This is a genomic window from Bacteroides oleiciplenus YIT 12058, from assembly GCF_000315485.1.
GTDB lineage: Bacteria > Bacteroidota > Bacteroidia > Bacteroidales > Bacteroidaceae > Bacteroides > Bacteroides oleiciplenus.
On the sequence record NZ_JH992946.1, the window covers coordinates 232,252 to 249,118 of the forward strand.

The window sequence follows — 16,867 nt, forward strand, 5'->3', positions numbered from 1 at the left end:
CATGAGCTTTCAATTTTCAGTTCTCAATTAAATATAGTCTTCGCCCAATTTTATTTGCGCATCGTTTACATATTTGCGGATGGAGTGTTCTTCGTCTTTTTTGCAGATAAGCAGCACATTGTCTGATTCGGCAATGAGATAGCCTTCCAGTCCGTCGATGACGGCGAGTTTGTTTTGTGGGAGTACCACGATATTGTCTTTACTTTCGTATAGCAATGACTGACATTTCAAGGTGACATTTCCTCCTTCGTCTTTTGGGGATAGGTCATATAAAGACCCCCATGTGCCTAAGTCCGACCAGCCGAAGTCTCCTAATGAAACATATACATTGTCTGCCTTTTCCATGATGCCGAAGTCGACGGAAACATTGGGACAGGCGGGGAAGTTTTCATTAATGAATGCCTTCTCGGACGATGTGCCGTATACATCCTTGCCCGGAGCTAATTTGGATGCCAGTTCGGGGAGCAGTGCTTCCACGGCCTTGATGACTGAGTTTACATTCCACATGAAAAGTCCGGAGTTCCAATAAAACTCTCCGCTTTCTACGAATACTTTGGCTAATTCCAATTCCGGCTTTTCGGTGAAGGTCTTCACTTTATAGAAGTTATCTCCTGTTTGTTCAGCTATTTGTATATAACCGTAACCTGTTTCAGGGCGGTTGGGCTTAATTCCGAGGGTGAGCAGCTTTTCTGATTGGGATACAAACGTCAGGCCTTTTTCAATGGCATCAAGGAATTCGCCTTCTTTCAGAATCAAATGGTCGGACGGAGCTACCACGATATTCGCATTCGGATTTAATGCGCGGATGTGATAGGCTGCCCATGCGATGCAGGGGGCAGTATTTCTGCGTGTAGGTTCCAGAAGAATCTGTTCGGGATTCAATTCTGGGAGCTGTTCCTTTACAAGATCGGCGTACAAGTCGTTTGTAACGATAAGTATGTTCTCTGTAGGAATAACTTTATTGAAGCGGTCGAAAGTTTGTTGAAGCAGCGACCGGCCTGTGCCAAAGAAGTCCAGAAACTGTTTTGGGAGCGTTTTTCGACTGAATGGCCAGAATCGGCTACCGATACCTCCACCCATGATAACGCAGAAGTTATCCTTATTTGTTGTCATATCGTTTGTTTTAAAAGTTTCTGCTAAAGTACACTATATTTTGGAAACACGGAATCTTTGTAGAGAGTTTTATGACTTTTTTCTCCTTTTTTTAGGAAAAGTATTGCAGGTTTAGAAAAAAACCGTATCTTTGCACCGCAATTGAGAAATCAAGCATGCCCAGATGGCGGAATCGGTAGACGCGCTGGTCTCAAACACCAGTGGATTCACTTCCATCCCGGTTCGACCCCGGGTCTGGGTACTGAAACGGAGAAAGTTGAAAAACTTTCTCCGTTTTTCTTTTCTACTCCTCGTAATTTATGGATTTGCTGGTATATTCGCTTTTATGATTTAATGCTTGAGAAATATGAATATTGAAGATTTCAGAGAATACTGCCTTTCATTTGAAGGTGTTCATGAGAAAATGCCATTTCCCAATGTGGCTGATAGATACAGTCGTGATGTTCTGTGCTTTTACGTGTTGGATAAATGGTTCTGTTTTGTAAATATCGAAATCTTTGATTTTTGTTGTATCAAGTGCAATCCGGAAGAATCGGGCGAACTGCAAAGTAGGTATGTTAGCATAAAACCGGGCTGGCATATGAATAAGAAATATTGGATTAGTGTTTATTTCAATCAAGATGTACCGGATACTCAGATTAAGGAGTTGGTAAGAAAATCCTATGAAATTGTGGTCAAGAGCCTGACGAAGAAGGAACAGGAAATGCTACAATCGGGTGATGTAACTTTTCAAGATGAATGATAGAAGACATATTTTTCATATTGGCTAATAATTTTTGTTGGCTTGATGTATATCGAAGTCGTCTTTTTCATTGGAGGGTTCTCCCCATGCAAATCTATTCCCATAATTCTCCATAATTTCTTTTATGGAAATATTCTTGCGGATAAGATTACCTTTCAAATCATAATAACTCCAGATTTCGTTTTGCAAAACGGCTAATTTCCCTTCTTGTTCTTCAAGGTCAGAGTACGGGATATCATCAATGAGATTATCGTATATACATGGCAGGATTTCTTCGTTTTTCCATGATATGACTCCGTATTTTCCATTCCTACGGACCCTGATGACTCCGGCAAGGGGAATATCCACATAATCGTATTCTATAGGAATGATGATTTTTCCTTCATGAGATATTAAACCGTATTTTCCTTTATTTTTTACGAAATGTGCATCCGGTCCATATTCTACCCAGCCGGAGAGTCCGTCATAAATAATGGGAATGACTATATTGTTATGAATATCGATGGTGCCGACCTTTCCCTCTTTGATGACTATGTATTTGGTCTTAAGTGGATCAAAGTCATTATAAAATGTATCATAAATCGCATCATATTCAAAGGGGATTTTAATCTTGCCTTCCTCGTCATATATTCCCGCTTTGCCTTCTCTGTTGATAAAGACAAGATCACTTGTCAGTTGATATATTTTTCTATATTCAAATGGTTTGATTATTTGATTCTCTCTCGAAATGAGGCCATATCTATTGCCCTTAGTGGCTATAATTGTGGTGTCATTAAAATGAAATAGTGTATCATATTCGAATGGTATGGTTAATTGACCATTATAATTGACTCGCCCTTTTTTGTTGTGTATGTCTGATACTAAAAGATCTGCATTACCGTATCTATATGATACGATACCTTCTGTTGGAATCGCATTAGCATGTTCATTGAGGATTGTTATTTTATTACCTTTAGTAGCCACAAAGATATTTGCATAGTCAGAATATCTTGAAGGGCGTTCAATGAGATCATAAGTAAGAGGTAATACAAGCTTTCCATGTTCATCGATAATTCCATATCTGCCTTTATTGGCTACAATTGCTTTTCGCCCTAACCCGAAAGGTTCGATATAGTCATAAACTCCGAATGGGACTATTATATGCTGAGATTTGTCAATATAAGCATATTCCTTTTGATGTTTGCTTGTGGTTATTGGTATGGGAACATTTAGGCGATTGTTAGCAGGGAGTGCGCTTGATTCACTTTGACTTATAATAATATAATCACTAAAATCAGATAGTGGCTTTCCTTCAAAAGAGAAACAGGCCCATTTCTTTTCGTTAGTAATTATAAAGCAGTCTTGATTTGAAAACCATTCTATTTTGGAGTATTTGAATGGAATAATTGCATTATTGCAGGAATCTATAACTCCATATTTGCCATTTTTCATTAAAATGGCAAGTCCCGGTTTGTAGAAATAGGCTAAGTGCAAATCTGGGTCTGCATCGTACTCTAAAGGGATAGTGATATCTCCTTTCCGGTTAATGAATCCTTGTTTACCGTTTTTTATAACTGGGGCTAAATCCGGACAACATGAGAAGCTTCTCATGTTGTCATAAATAAAAGGAACCAAAGTTCTTTCCGTTATGTCTATAATACCGGCTTTTCCATCCTTTTGTGCTATAATCATTCCTCGGGCCACTTGGGATAGAGACTGATATTTTCCAAGAGCTATTACTATTTCACCATTCCTGTTTTTGATTCCATATGTAGATTCGTCTTCTGTTGCAATTACTTTGTATTCCGGATCTTCAATTAAGATAGGTGTTCCTATGCTATCATACGTGTATACTTCGTACTCATAGTATTCTATTTCATTGTTTTGGCAAAAGGCTATATTCTTGACTAATAGCACAAATATGAATAGTGTGATAATTCGTTTCATAGCACTTTTTATTTACGTGAATATTTTGGTGTGATATCAGGATATTATAGCTGATAATCAGTAACTTTGTAAAGTTACTGATTTTTCTGATATGAAGAGATTTTTTTTCGAAGAATATCGTTTCTGTAATTTATGCAATATGGCGCTGAAACATAAATATTTGCATGCCTACACTAACCTGCCTACCATACCACGTGGCAGGTTGATAACGAGCATTCTTATTGGACTTTTGTTCGCTTTTTGTTTTTATGCCTTTTTGTACGTTTGCCGGGAAGCTTTATTATGCAGGCCATTTACCAGATAAGAAATAGCTATTCACTTGCAACTTACCAACAAAAGTATGAAGAGCTTGAATGGGAGAAAGAAAGGGGTGTCCGTAAGAAGTATCCATACCGCGTTATTGAAGTTCCAACAGGGGTATTGCCTTAGGAAAAGTACTTTAAAGGATATAAATAGCAAAAATATGAACGTAAAAAGCAAATTTATCACTTGAAACTTCTTATGCATTTATTTTTTTCTAACTTTGCAGCAATTAGTTGAGAGGCTTTTGCTGTTTTATATTTAAATCTTTATCTCTATGCCAAATCAGAATATACTTCTGTATCCTCCTTTGACATTCCGAATACTTGCGATAACTATTCTCGCTTGCCTTTCGTTTGCTCCCAGAGTGATGGCTGATACAAAAAATCAGGAATATATTGTTTTTATTAGTTCTTCTACCTTTCGTGAGAAATGGGCCTATGATTTGCTTGAGGCTGTAGAGAAAACATTCAATCAGGAAGATTCATTTAAGGTATATTCGGAAGCTCTTACCATTTGGCAGTTTCATAACCAGGAAGAGATAGATCAGAAAACTGATTATCTGAAGAATAAATATTCAACTCCCCCAAAAGCCGTTGTAATCATAGGTGCTCCGGGATGGTATGTGTGCCAACCGCTTTTTGATACTATTTGGAAAGATGTGCCCACCATTATTTGTCATTCGGTGCCACATCTGCCGGAAGATATAAATAAGTATTATGGTGGCGAAGATATCACTGCTGACCAAATTATAACTACGCCTGAGATGCTGGAGCGTTATAATATTGCTGCGATAAACATACCTGTTTATATTCGGGAGACTGTACATCTGATGAAGCAGATCACTCCTGATATGAAAAAGGTTGTTTTATTGTCGGATGACAGGTTTGTCTGTTCTTTGATTCGTAAAGAATTTGAAGAACTCCATCAACAATGCTTTCCGGAGTTGGAATTGGAATTTATTACTTATCCTTACACAAATTCGGAAACAATGCTCCATGAAATTGCTACGTATGGCAAGGAAACCGGCATTATTTACTGTTCATGGGTGAATATATCCAGTCAAAGCTTGTCCGAGCGGTACTATCCCGACGAGAGAATGCACTCTTACATTTCCGATGCTGCTAAAAATCCGGTTTTTACTTTGTCGGATCAATACACAGAGAGTTGTTCGCTATTCGTAGGCGGACATTATATCAGTAGTCTTGAAATAGAAAATTCAGTTATCAGTGAGATAAAGAGCGCACTAAAGGATGATGATACCTATCAGGCGAAGACAATTATTGCTGGTACACCTGATACGCATCTCAATTACCAGACATTGCTTGATAAGGGAGTTGCTTTAAGAAACATTCCGCAAGATGTTATTTTCCATGATGTTCCACCCGGCTTCATCCAGAGGAATATGACTTATGTTGTAATTGTTCTGGGAGGTGCAGTTGTTTTCATTTTATTCTTCTTTATGAACAGGCGTATAAAAACTCTGAGAGAAAGGGAGCGTGAAAAGCATCTGCATCTGTTGGAGAACATTCTTGATAACCTTCCTATTGCTGCCAAGGTGAAAGACGTGGACAACAATATGCGTTATACTTTCTGGAATAAGAAGGCAGAGGAACTCTTTGAGTACCCGGCTAAAGACGCTATCGGAAAAACAGACTTTGATGTCATGCCGCAAGCTGCAAAACTGATAAGGAAAGAAGATGAAGAACTGGTGAGAACGAATAATGCCCAGTCGGGTATAAGACGTTTCTTCACCAATAAGAATGAAGAGTGTTTTACCTTCCAGAATAATAATCTTATTACCTTCTCCGACGGTCGCAAATGGATTGTCTATACAGCTTGGGAGATTACCGACCTGAAAATTATGGAACGCAAACTGCGACTGGCGAAAGAGGAAGCTGAAGAATCTAATCGTATTAAGTCGGCTTTTCTAGCTAATATGAGTCATGAGATACGTACTCCGCTTAATGCTATAGTCGGTTTCTCGAGTATATTGGCTACAGATGTTTCAGAAGAGGAAAGGGTGGAATATCTTAGCATCATCGAACAGAACAATGAGCTTTTGTTGCAACTCATCAATGACATTCTGGACCTGTCTAAAATTGAGGCGGGCACATTGGAGTATGTTTATGCCAATATAGACATCAATAAGATGCTGTCCGAAATAGAGCAGACTACCCGAATCAGGTTAACCAATAAACATGTTGACCTGATTACTGTCACTCCGTTGGCCGAACTGTTATTGTATACTGACCAGCGCAGAATTACCCAAGTCATGAATAACTTTATTAGTAATGCCATGAAGTTCACCACTGCCGGAAGCATTTCCATAGGTTATGATTTGCCGAAAGATGGCTATATACGTTTCTTCGTAACTGACACGGGCACGGGCATACCGCCTGAGAATATAGAAGCCATATTCAATCGCTTCGTGAAGCTTGACTCATTTAAGCAAGGAACAGGCTTGGGACTGGCTATCTCACAGAATATAGTCAAAGAACTTAAAGGTGAGATAGGGGTGGAGTCGGAGTTGGGCAAAGGCTCTACTTTCTGGTTTACGCTGCCCTATGAGAAGATGAGTGCACACCGTTCTATATTCTCATAAAGTAGTTTTATTATTATCCATTCGTGTTCAAATCTGATTTCATTCATTTCTGAACCGGTTATAAGCATCTTGGTAGAAATTTCCATCCTTGACATTATAATATCCATATAGCGGAGTTAATTTCCCACCCACATAGTTACCATAATAGATGGCACTGTTAGCATTAATTTTTTCATTCTCTATTGGTTTAGGTTTATTTCAGGCTTGGGTAACATTTCAGAAACAAATTGGTTCTGTATTTCTAAAAAATGTATCTTTGTGTCGGTGAAAAACTCTATAGTGCATAGAATTAAATCAAAATACCATGAGGAGAAAAAGCATTCTTTTGCTTTTTTTGTGCTTGTTCAGCCTGTGGGCGGTGGCACAAGAAAAGAAACCTGTAAAGATTGCCTGTGTAGGCAATAGCATCACTTACGGTTCAGGAATCAAGAACCAGTTTCAAAACAGTTATCCGGGATTACTCTCCCAACTTTTAGGCGAGGGATATGATGTCCGTAACTTCGGAATTAGCGGTCGCGTACTGCTGAACAAAGGGGACCGTCCTTATATGCACGAACAAAAGTTCCGTGACCTTCTGGCATTTCAGCCGGATATTGTCACTATAAAGTTAGGAACTAATGATAGTAAACCATGGAACTGGCGTTACGGAAAAGATTTCAAGAAGGATTTGACAGAGATGCTGGATATTCTTCAGGATTTACCTTCAAAGCCTAAGATATATCTTTGTTTGCCTGTACCGGCGGTTAATTCAAATTTTGGTATCAATGATAGTGTCATTACAAATGGCATCATTCCTGTGATACGTAATGTTGCAAAGAAACGCCATCTGCCAGTTGTTGACCTTTATGAACTACTGAAGCCGCATCCCGATTACTATACCGATGGCATTCATCCCAATGAACAGGGTGCCGCCCTGATAGCCGGCGAACTTTACCGTACACTGACTGGCAATGAAGCGCCTGCCATCATTACGGACCAGCCCTTTCCCGGTAAGAAGTCCCAATGGGAAGGTTTCGACCGCTATGATTTCATTTGCAATGCCCGTCAAGCTACAGTAGTCGTTCCTCAAAAAGTGGCTGAAGGCCGTCCCTGGATATGGCGTCCCGCTTTCTTTGGAGCTTTCCCCTCGGTAGATAAAGCTTTGCTGGAAAAAGGTTTCCATGTTGCTTATTATGATTTGACGCATCTTTATGGCAGCCTCCGTGCGCAACGCTTGGGTAACGATTTCTACGATATTATGCGCAGATATTATCGATTGTCTCCCAAAGTGACGCTCGAAGGTTTCAGCCGTGGCGGTCTGTTTGCTTTCAACTGGGGAGCAAAGAACCCTGATAAAGTGGCATGTATCTATGTGGATGCCCCGGTGTGCGATATGCTTTATTTCGCTAAGAACTGGGAGCGCAGTTTCTGGGAGGGTTTCCTTGCCGAATGGGGATTGACCGAAGAGAATGCGAAAGAGTTCAAAGGCAATCCTATTGATAATCTGGCCCCTCTGGCAGCAGCAGGTATTCCTGCCATCGGTGTCTGTGGGGATAGCGACAAGACGGTGCCCTATGAACTGCACATGAAGATTGCCGCCGAACGCTATCGTGCTTTGGGCGGACTTATGGAAATCATCGTGAAACCCGGTTGCGACCATCATCCCCACAGCCTGGAAAATCCGGAGCCGGTGGTCGATTTCATTGTCCGCAACCAACCGGATTATCAGAAGAAACAAGTGATTCACCAGCGTGGAAACCTTGCCAACTCTTATCTGAAATTCACAAAAGAGAAGAAAGGCTGTGTTGCTTTCCTCGGCGGTTCCATCACCGAAATGCGCGGCTGGCGGAATATGATACAGGAAGATTTGAGACAACGCTTCCCCGATACGGAATTTACCTTTATTGATGCCGGAATACCTTCTACCGGGACTACCCCTCATGCTTTCCGGTTCGAAAATGACGTTTTGCAGAAAGGCATGCCCGATTTGTTGTTTGTTGAGGCAGCGGTGAACGATGATACTAATTCCTTCAACTATATTCAGCAAATCCGGGGAATGGAGGGCATTGTTCGCCATGCGCGTACTTCAAATCCCGAAATGGACATTGTCATGCTTCATTTTATTTACGACCCGTTCATTCCTTTGCTGGACAAAGGCATACAGCCCCAGGTGATTATGAACCATGAGAGCGTAGCCAACCATTACTATGTTTCTTCTATCAACTTGGCGGAAGAAGTGGCGCGCCGCATGCGTGACGGTGAGTTCGACTGGAAATATTTCGGTGGTACGCATCCTGCCTGGGACGGTCATAAGTATTATGCCGCCGCCATCAACCGCCTTTTCGACCTTGAGTGGCAGGGTGATATAGTAAAGAAAACCGTTCAGACGCATGAGATGCCGGAAAAACCGATAGACGCTTATTCTTATGATAAGGGCACGTTTGTTGACATTCGCTCGGCTGAACAACTGCGTGGCTGGAAGATAGCAGACGACTGGGTGCCTGTGGTGAAAGGAAATACCCGCAAAGGCTTTGTACATGTTCCTATGTTGGTGGCCGACCGCGCCGGAGCCAGTCTCTCTTTCCCTTTCGAAGGTCGCGCGGTGGGCATCTTCTGTGCGGCCGGTCCGCAAGCCTGTGTGCTGGAATATAGTGTAGACGGCGCTCCCTTCAAGAAGTTGGATACATTTACGGATTGGAGCCGGAAGCTATACATCCCGTGGGTATATATGTTTGAAACGGAACTTGCTCCGGGCCGTCATACACTACGTTTACGGGTGACTAAAGGTGTCGGGACAGAGTGTCAGATACGCAACTTCGTGGTGAATCAATAACTTTCTTATATCTTTTTAATTACCCGTGCCGGATTGCCGGCCACTATGGTATTGGGCTCTACATTGCGAGTTACCACACTCCCGGCCCCTACCACACTGTTTTCTCCGATGGTCACACCGGGGAGAATGGTGGCGCCGGCTCCTATCCATGCCCGACGGCAAATGTGTACAGGCTTACAAGTAATAATCATCCGGTTTTCAAGGTCATGATTATTGGATATAAGTTGCACGTTGGCGGCTATCTGTGCCTCGTCGTCAATAGTAATGCCACCAGCGGACATCAACAGGCATCCATTCATAATGATAACATTGTTCCCGATTTTCACATTGTGGGCGCGGACCACCGTAAGTGGCGTATTGATTCGACTGTTTACCCCCATGTTGGGAAAAAGGAGATGAAGCAATTCGTCATATTCTTCTGTCATCGGCATGGTGTGGTTTAAGCGGAAAAGCAATTGCATCTGTTCTTTTGCCAAAGCCAAATCCGCTTCACTCTGGTTGGCGCAATCTATTCTTATTTCTTCCATCATTTTTACTTGTTTCAAGGTCATTATTTCAATCTATTCTTCTGTCTTTTATTGTTTCTTGCTGCAAAGATAGGCTCTTGATTCCAATATCCTAATAGACGGATTACGGATGTGCCAACCAATTTCACAGTTTTGCGGTCGATTAATCTTTTTCTTAGGCTTTCCTATTGTTTTGGTTGCCTAAGATTAGTACATTTGCATGCCTCTATTAAATCTTTCCACCATGGAGAAAGTTTCTTTCCACCATGGTGGAAAGAAAAAAGCCCCGTGGTGGAAAGAAACTTTCTCCATGGTGGAAAGAATAAATAGTTACTGCGATTTTCCTTAGCCGCCGCAGGGAAAAGAGATAAAGATAGCGGCGTGGCAGCTTAACCCCGGCACTTCATGTTTTCGATGTGGAGTACCCCTAAAAAACATACAGATGAGTGCATATTATGACCTTTTAGAGAAGCCTGACATTCGCCAAACTGGCGAGCAGCAACCCCTTTACGCCCGTTTCATACCCAAAGGAACCATTGAACGGAAAGAATTTCTGGACCGTGTTCATCTTTTCACCGGCATCAGTCGCAGCCTGTTGGAGGGCGCCATGGCTTCCTTTATGGATGAGTTGCGAGACTGCCTTGCCGATGGCTGGACGGTAGAGTTGGGCGAACTTGGCTATTTTACACCTTCGTTAAGCTGCCGGCGCGAAGTGATGGAGAAGAAAGAACTGCGTGCCGCTTCGGTGACGCTCCGTGGTTTGAATTTCCGTCTGGGCAAGGAATTTTATAAGGAACTGGATAAGAAGATGCAGTTGGAGCGTCATCCGCAGTCGGCGTCCAAGTCCGAGTCTTCCGCGCCACTCCTGTCCGTGGAGCAACGTTTCCGTTTGCTTGAAGATTATTTTCAGCAGTATCCTTGTATCAACCGTGCGCAGTATGCCCGGCTGACGGGGCGCAGCGTGAAGCAGGCGGTCACGGACCTGAACCTGTTTATTGAAGACGGGCTGCTGACGAGGTATGGAGCGGGGAGGAATGTGGTGTATATGAGGAATAAATAATAAAAAATAGAATAAAGTATAGAAGGTACAACAGTGGGGTGGTTTTTAATTTGTACCTGAAATATTCGGGAAGTTAAATATGATTAATTGATTAATTAAAATTGACGTTATTACCTGTAAATTTATACATTTGTTAATCGACAATATTGAAATACTATAAAAGACACCTATATTAAGATGGTTCATTTGAAGCACGACTAACTTATAAACTAGCTTTCGGAAAGGTGGCATAATTAATTTAAGATTTATGAACCATATGATTATTTCTCATATAAAAAAAATGAAATCTTTGCCAACCGATGAATGGCCTGTCCAGAGTAATGAAGATCACCATCAAGGTGTTGCTAAATTAGCAGAACAGTTTGCTGGAGAATTCGATTGTGCTGATTGGGGGAAAGTCATAGGGCTGCTTCATGACAAGGGCAAAGAAAAGAATGATTTTCAAAACTACATTAGGAAAACGTCTGAGTATGATCTTAATGCAATGGCCTGGAAAGATAAAGCGCATGCTTACGTTGGTGCTTTGTTAGCCCAAAAGTACTATGGCTGTTTATCTGTTTTTTTAAGTAACCCTATCATGGGGCATCATGTCGGTCTATATGATTATGGTGACTTTGAAGCACAAATGAAACTTCCTCTTCCTTTGGAAATAAATAGTGAATGGCAAAACATAAACTTGACAGTTCCTTCGCGTTTGAGTTCACTGAACGCATTTGATTTTCACCATTTTGTACGATTACTTTATTCATGTTTGGTAGACGCCGACTTTCTTGATACGGAGAGATTTATGAATGAAGGCAATGCTGTGTTACGGGGGCAAAAGAATGATTTACAGCAATTATCCGTTAAATTGGAATCATACTTGACTGCATTGGCAATAAAATCGATCGATTCTCCAGTTAATCGTATTCGCAATATCATCCAGAAGAAATGTCTGGAGAAATCCAAAGAAACTCCCGGGTTCTATAGTTTAACAGTACCAACAGGTGGTGGAAAAACAATTTCTTCATTGGTTTGGGCGATAAATCATGCTAAGGAGTTTCATAAGAAACGAATAATTATTGCGATACCCTATACCAGTATTATTGTTCAGACAGCCGAGGTGCTACGAAATATCTTTGGAGAAGAGAATGTTCTGGAACATCATTCGAATACTGACTTTGATGACATTGCGGATGCTGAACTAAAATTGAAAATGAAGCTCGCAACTGAAAATTGGGATTATCCTATTATTGTTACTACGAATGTGCAATTATTTGAGTCGATGTTTTCAAATAAACCGTCAGCTTGTCGTAAATTGCATAATCTTTGCAACAGTGTGTTGATATTAGATGAGGTGCAGACGTTACCTTTAGAATATTTGCAACCTATCGTAGATGGGTTGAAGACATTTCAGCGATGCTTTGGTACAACTATATTGTTTACAACAGCCAGTCTTCCGGCTTTGAAAGGGGATTGTAAGGGAAGTGGACTTGCTATGCTTAATGGTATAAAAGATATATATGAGATTATACCCGGATCGCTTTGTTTGCATGATAAACTTCGTCGTACGAACTTGAATTTTGATAAGGAAAGAAGTGATTATGATGCTATTGCTCAGCGCTTGTCTCGGTATGACAGAGTTTTATGCATTGTGAATACTCGCAAGGATGCACAGGAGATATATAGCCGTTTACCTGATGAAGGGATAACGTTGCATTTGTCCCGCATGATGTGCCCTAAGCACTTGTCTGAAACGATAGCATTGATAAAAAAACTTCTCAAGGATGAAAATTGTAAAGTTATACGGGTTATTGCTACTCAATTGATTGAAGCCGGGGTCGATATTGATTTTCCGGTGGTTTTCCGGCAAGAAGCCGGACTTGATTCAATTTTGCAAGCTGCCGGACGCTGTAACCGCGAAGGCAAGCTGGCGATGGGGACTACTTATGTATTTAAGCTACATAGGCCATTACCATTGGGGTATATCAGCAATTCTGTAGATGCGCAGACTACATTGCTGCAGACACAACCCGATGCAGATTGGTTTGCTCCTGAAACGATGCGGAGCTTTTTTGTACAGTTGTATAGCAGGACGCAGAATTTTGACAAGGCTGATATTAGAACCCTGTTATATAAACCTCGTGAGCTTTGCTTTAAAACGGCTGCATTGAATTTTCATTTAATAGAGAATGAAGGAAAAGGCATTATAGTCAATTATGATGATAGTTTGTCACTTGTGGAAGAGTTGAAACAAAAAGGTCCGACTTACCCGCTTATGAAACGGATAGGACAATATATGGTTCACGTACATGATAGAGACTTCAACATGTTATTGCATGGAGGACTTGCAGAAGAAATCATCAAAGGAGTTTATGTATTGTCAGATCGAGATCAATATAGTGAAAAGCTGGGACTTATAGTAGAGAATCATTGGTTAGATGAAATATTAATCAAATAAAGATATATGGAATATTTTGATAAAGAGTATTGCTTGGAAGTATGGGGGGACATGGCTTGCTTCACTCGCCCGGAACTGAAAGTAGAGCGTGTCAGCTATGATGTGATTACTCCGTCGGCGGCTCGTGCTGTTTTTGAATCCATTTTTTGGAAAGATGCGATTCGTTGGGAGGTGACCAAAATAGAGGTTCTCAACCCAATAAAATGGACTGCTATCCGGAGGAATGAAGTGGGGGCGGTAGCGGGAAAGAATATAAAGAGTATTTATATAGAAGAAAAACGCCAACAAAAGAATGCTTTGTTGCTCAAAGATGTGCGCTATCGCATCTATGCTAAGTTAATCTTTATTCCAGTGCGTGATAGAAAGAATATGAAACATGACCCCGGTTTTGATGAGAATCCCGGAAAGTATAATGCAATGTTTGAGCGTCGGGCTGCAAAAGGACAATGTTTTAATCAACCCTATTTGGGTACGCGAGAATTTGCTGCATCTTTCCGTCTTATAGATAAGAATGCTGAAGACTTGCGACCTGCGATAGATGAGAACAGAGATTTCGGCATAATGCTGTATGATATGGACTTTTCAGATATAAAGAATGTACAGCCGATGTTTTACCGAGCAAAAATGGTGCAAGGCGCAATTATGGTACCAGCTTATAATAGTGAGGAGATATTAAGATGATACTGAAAGCACTATATGATTATTATTATCGCAGTGGTGATTTAGCTCCCGCAGGCATTGAGATTAAAGAAATCGCTTTTCTTATTGTTATAGATAAAGATGGGAATTTTATTCGTCTGGAAGATCGAAGAATAGACAAAAAGAATTGCAGTAAATATCCTGTGGCTAAGGGAGTTAGTCGCTCAAGTGCTCCTGTTGCAAATATTCTGTGGGATAATTGTGCGTATGTACTTGGGCTGTCTGATGTGGATTTTTCTGATGCTGGTGCGGCATTGGATGAAGAGAAAAGGAACGAGTGGGAAAAAGAGGTGAAAAAAGTGCAAAGCAAAAATTTGAAATGTAATTCAGTTTTTGTTGCACAGATAGAGAAACTATATGAAGAACATTCTGAAAGTGTAGAACTCCGCGCTTCACATCTCTTTTATGAAAGATACAACAAGGATCAGATATTGGAAGTATTGCAACAGGATATTAAGTGGCAAGATTTTAGTAAGAATCTGACACGAAATATATCTTTTATGATGGAGGGAGATACTGAGATTATTGCAGAAAAAAGGCATTTATTCCCTAAGGAAAAAGAAAAGTATAGCAACAAAGGACTTTGCCTGATAACAGGTGACTTTGGGGAAATTGTTGAGATAACCAGTGCTACTCCTATTCTTGGAGGACAAGCAACAGGGAAATTGGTTGCTTTTCAGGTAAATTCCGGTTATGACTCTTATGGAAGAAGTAAAGGCGGAAATGCCCCTATTTCCGCTGACGCAGAGTTCTGCTATACAACAGCTTTGAAGAACCTTTTGGACAAAGAATCCCGGAATAAGTTTAACATAGGATCACGTACATTTGCTTTTTGGGCTTCATCCGATAATGAAGTGACTAAAGAAGTAGAAGAAAGCGTATTCAGCCTGTTTGGCTTTGTTGAAGAAACAAAAGATGATCCGAATGCAAGAATAGAGCAAGCACGTAAGGTTTTTCATGCTATTTATTCGGGGAGTTTGAACACTGATCTTGATTCTAGATTTTATATCTTAGGATTAGCTCCGAATGCTGCCCGTATTGCTGTAGTATATTGGAATGAATGTACACTGAAAAGCTTTGCAGGAAGTATCTTGAAACATTTTGAGGATATGGATATTGTAGATACACGTAAAGATGGAAGACCTTTCTTTGGCTTACGAGCTATGATGAGCGCTGTAACTCTTCGTGGAAAAGTTGCTGATGTTCAGCCTAATCTCCCTGAAACTGTAATGAAAAGTATGTTGCAGGGAATTCCTTATCCATACACGTTGTTTAATGCCTGCATTAATCGCATTCGTGCGGAACAAGATGAAAATCAAAGTGTAACCATCGGGCGTGCGGCAATCCTTAAGGCTTATTTGAATAGATTATCCAATGATATTAATAAAAAAATAGAAGTTATGATTGATAAAGAAAATTCCAACCAGGGCTACCTTTGTGGTCGATTGTTTGCTGTTCTTGAGCGAATTCAAGAACGGGCTAACGGTGTTAGTACTATTCGCTCTCGTTACATGAATGCGGCATCTGCCACTCCTATAGCCGTATTTCCTACAATTCTGAATCTTTCTGTACATCATGCGGAAAAATTGGACAAGGGAGTACAAATTTGGTTTGAGCAAATCAAATCCGAAATCGTAGATAAGATTATGGCGGAAGGCTTTCCATGTCATCTTTCATTGCCGGATCAAGGTCGTTTTTTTGTAGGCTATTATCATCAGCGGCAATGTTTTTTTACGAAGAAAGATGATGCGATAAATGAATTAGAAAATAATGTTGAATAATAAAAAAATATAATCATGGAAGACTTATTGTTGAAAAATCGTATTGATTTTATGTATTTTTTTGATGTGAAAGACGGTAACCCTAATGGAGATCCTGATGCTGGTAATTTGCCGCGTGTTGATGCAGAAACAGGTATGGGCTTGGTGACGGATGTTTGTTTGAAGCGTAAAGTACGTAATTACGTGCAGGTGGCAAAAGAATGTGCTGAGGGCTTTGATATTTTTGTAAAAGAAAAGGCTGTTTTGAATAACCTTATTGATGCTTCCTATGACATCCCGACTGTTAAAGAAAAGAAGGATGAAGGGGATAAAAGAGAAGCTGCACGTAGCGTGATGTGCCAAAAATACTATGATGTACGTACATTTGGCGCAGTGATGTCGACAGGTAAAAATGCTGGGCAGGTTCGTGGACCTATTCAGTTTACATTTGCGCGTTCCATTGACCCTATAACAAGTACGGAGCACTCTATTACTCGTATGGCAGTGGCTACGGATGCTGAATCTAAAAAACAAAGTGGGGACAATCGTACAATGGGGCGTAAATCTACTATTCCCTATGGCTTGTATGTTTGTCATGGCTTTATTTCTGCTAATCTTGCTAAACAAACAGGTTTTGATGCAGATGATTTATCAATTTTTTGGGAAGCGCTGAAGAATATGTTCGATAATGATCGTTCTGCTGCTCGTGGACTAATGAGTGCACAGAAACTGATTGTTTTCCGACATGATTCCGAATTAGGTAATGCCCCGGCAAATAAATTGTTTGATCTTGTCAAAGTGGAAAAGAATCCGGAAACAGTAGCCCGCTCATTTGCTGATTATAAAATAATCATTGACAGGAATAGTCTTCCTACAGGTATTACAATCGAAGAAATTCTTTAAA

11 protein-coding genes and 1 tRNA gene are annotated in these 16,867 nt (G+C 40.6%); 9 read left to right on the plus strand and 3 right to left on the minus strand.

Annotated elements, in window-relative coordinates; translation table 11 throughout:
• Nucleotides 1-27 precede the first annotated feature (27 nt).
• Nucleotides 28-1,113: a mannose-1-phosphate guanylyltransferase gene (locus HMPREF9447_RS25420; protein ID WP_009132534.1), complete on the minus strand. Its 1,086-nt coding sequence runs from the start codon at nt 1,111-1,113 to the stop codon at nt 28-30.
• A 157-nt stretch (nt 1,114-1,270) separates the two neighbouring features.
• Between HMPREF9447_RS25420 and HMPREF9447_RS25425 the strand changes: the two genes are divergently transcribed.
• Nucleotides 1,271-1,354 (plus strand) — tRNA-Leu (locus HMPREF9447_RS25425).
• Nucleotides 1,355-1,459: 105 nt separating this feature from the next.
• Nucleotides 1,460-1,855 carry an MmcQ/YjbR family DNA-binding protein gene (locus HMPREF9447_RS25430; protein ID WP_009132535.1) on the plus strand — a complete coding sequence of 132 codons (396 nt, stop codon included), beginning with the start codon at nt 1,460-1,462 and terminating at the stop codon, nt 1,853-1,855.
• Between the two features lie 24 nt (nt 1,856-1,879).
• Here the strand turns inward: HMPREF9447_RS25430 and HMPREF9447_RS25435 are convergent, their stop codons facing one another.
• Nucleotides 1,880-3,781, minus strand: a complete 1,902-nt coding sequence (locus HMPREF9447_RS25435; protein ID WP_009132536.1) for a WG repeat-containing protein — start codon at nt 3,779-3,781, stop codon at nt 1,880-1,882.
• Nucleotides 3,782-4,358: 577 nt separating this feature from the next.
• Between HMPREF9447_RS25435 and HMPREF9447_RS28965 the strand changes: the two genes are divergently transcribed.
• Complete coding sequence (locus HMPREF9447_RS28965; RefSeq protein ID WP_009132537.1) at nt 4,359-6,686, plus strand: sensor histidine kinase; 2,328 nt, start codon at nt 4,359-4,361, stop codon at nt 6,684-6,686.
• A 304-nt stretch (nt 6,687-6,990) separates the two neighbouring features.
• The gene (locus HMPREF9447_RS25450) at nt 6,991-9,498 is read left to right on the plus strand and encodes a GDSL-type esterase/lipase family protein (RefSeq protein WP_009132538.1); all 2,508 of its coding nucleotides are present in this window, start codon (nt 6,991-6,993) and stop codon (nt 9,496-9,498) included.
• Between the two features lie 5 nt (nt 9,499-9,503).
• Here the strand turns inward: HMPREF9447_RS25450 and HMPREF9447_RS25455 are convergent, their stop codons facing one another.
• Nucleotides 9,504-10,025: a DapH/DapD/GlmU-related protein gene (locus tag HMPREF9447_RS25455; RefSeq protein ID WP_044138738.1), complete on the minus strand. Its 522-nt coding sequence runs from the start codon at nt 10,023-10,025 to the stop codon at nt 9,504-9,506.
• Between the two features lie 421 nt (nt 10,026-10,446).
• On the opposite strand from HMPREF9447_RS25455, the gene HMPREF9447_RS25460 reads away from it, so the two are divergent.
• The 5 genes from HMPREF9447_RS25460 (at nt 10,447) to cas7c (ending at nt 16,866) form a co-directional block, all read left to right on the plus strand.
• Nucleotides 10,447-11,064 carry an HU family DNA-binding protein gene (locus HMPREF9447_RS25460; RefSeq protein WP_009132540.1) on the plus strand — a complete coding sequence of 206 codons (618 nt, stop codon included), beginning with the start codon at nt 10,447-10,449 and terminating at the stop codon, nt 11,062-11,064.
• A 247-nt stretch (nt 11,065-11,311) separates the two neighbouring features.
• Nucleotides 11,312-13,504 carry a CRISPR-associated helicase/endonuclease Cas3 gene (locus HMPREF9447_RS25465; protein WP_044138695.1) on the plus strand — a complete coding sequence of 731 codons (2,193 nt, stop codon included), beginning with the start codon at nt 11,312-11,314 and terminating at the stop codon, nt 13,502-13,504.
• Between the two features lie 6 nt (nt 13,505-13,510).
• Nucleotides 13,511-14,185, plus strand: a complete 675-nt coding sequence (gene cas5c / locus HMPREF9447_RS25470; protein ID WP_009132542.1) for a type I-C CRISPR-associated protein Cas5c — start codon at nt 13,511-13,513, stop codon at nt 14,183-14,185.
• On the plus strand, nt 14,182-15,984 hold the full coding sequence (cas8c, locus tag HMPREF9447_RS25475; RefSeq protein ID WP_009132543.1) for a type I-C CRISPR-associated protein Cas8c/Csd1: 1,803 nt from the start codon (nt 14,182-14,184) through the stop codon (nt 15,982-15,984). The genes cas5c and cas8c overlap by 4 nt, the downstream gene beginning before the upstream one ends.
• A 15-nt stretch (nt 15,985-15,999) precedes the next feature.
• Nucleotides 16,000-16,866, plus strand: a complete 867-nt coding sequence (gene cas7c / locus HMPREF9447_RS25480; RefSeq protein WP_009132544.1) for a type I-C CRISPR-associated protein Cas7/Csd2 — start codon at nt 16,000-16,002, stop codon at nt 16,864-16,866.
• The last annotated feature ends 1 nt before the right edge of the window (nt 16,867 follow it).

What these genes read in the sequence shown, in the direction of transcription:
- HMPREF9447_RS25420 (WP_009132534.1), bottom strand. Translation starts at nt 1,113, where the DNA reads ATGACAACAAATAAGGATAACTTCTGCGTTATCATGGGTGGAGGTATC.
- HMPREF9447_RS25430 (WP_009132535.1), top strand. Translation starts at nt 1,460, where the DNA reads ATGAATATTGAAGATTTCAGAGAATACTGCCTTTCATTTGAAGGTGTT.
- HMPREF9447_RS25435 (WP_009132536.1), bottom strand. Translation starts at nt 3,781, where the DNA reads ATGAAACGAATTATCACACTATTCATATTTGTGCTATTAGTCAAGAAT.
- HMPREF9447_RS28965 (WP_009132537.1), top strand. Translation starts at nt 4,359, where the DNA reads ATGCCAAATCAGAATATACTTCTGTATCCTCCTTTGACATTCCGAATA.
- HMPREF9447_RS25450 (WP_009132538.1), top strand. Translation starts at nt 6,991, where the DNA reads ATGAGGAGAAAAAGCATTCTTTTGCTTTTTTTGTGCTTGTTCAGCCTG.
- HMPREF9447_RS25455 (WP_044138738.1), bottom strand. Translation starts at nt 10,025, where the DNA reads ATGGAAGAAATAAGAATAGATTGCGCCAACCAGAGTGAAGCGGATTTG.
- HMPREF9447_RS25460 (WP_009132540.1), top strand. Translation starts at nt 10,447, where the DNA reads ATGAGTGCATATTATGACCTTTTAGAGAAGCCTGACATTCGCCAAACT.
- HMPREF9447_RS25465 (WP_044138695.1), top strand. Translation starts at nt 11,312, where the DNA reads ATGAACCATATGATTATTTCTCATATAAAAAAAATGAAATCTTTGCCA.
- cas5c (WP_009132542.1), top strand. Translation starts at nt 13,511, where the DNA reads ATGGAATATTTTGATAAAGAGTATTGCTTGGAAGTATGGGGGGACATG.
- cas8c (WP_009132543.1), top strand. Translation starts at nt 14,182, where the DNA reads ATGATACTGAAAGCACTATATGATTATTATTATCGCAGTGGTGATTTA.
- cas7c (WP_009132544.1), top strand. Translation starts at nt 16,000, where the DNA reads ATGGAAGACTTATTGTTGAAAAATCGTATTGATTTTATGTATTTTTTT.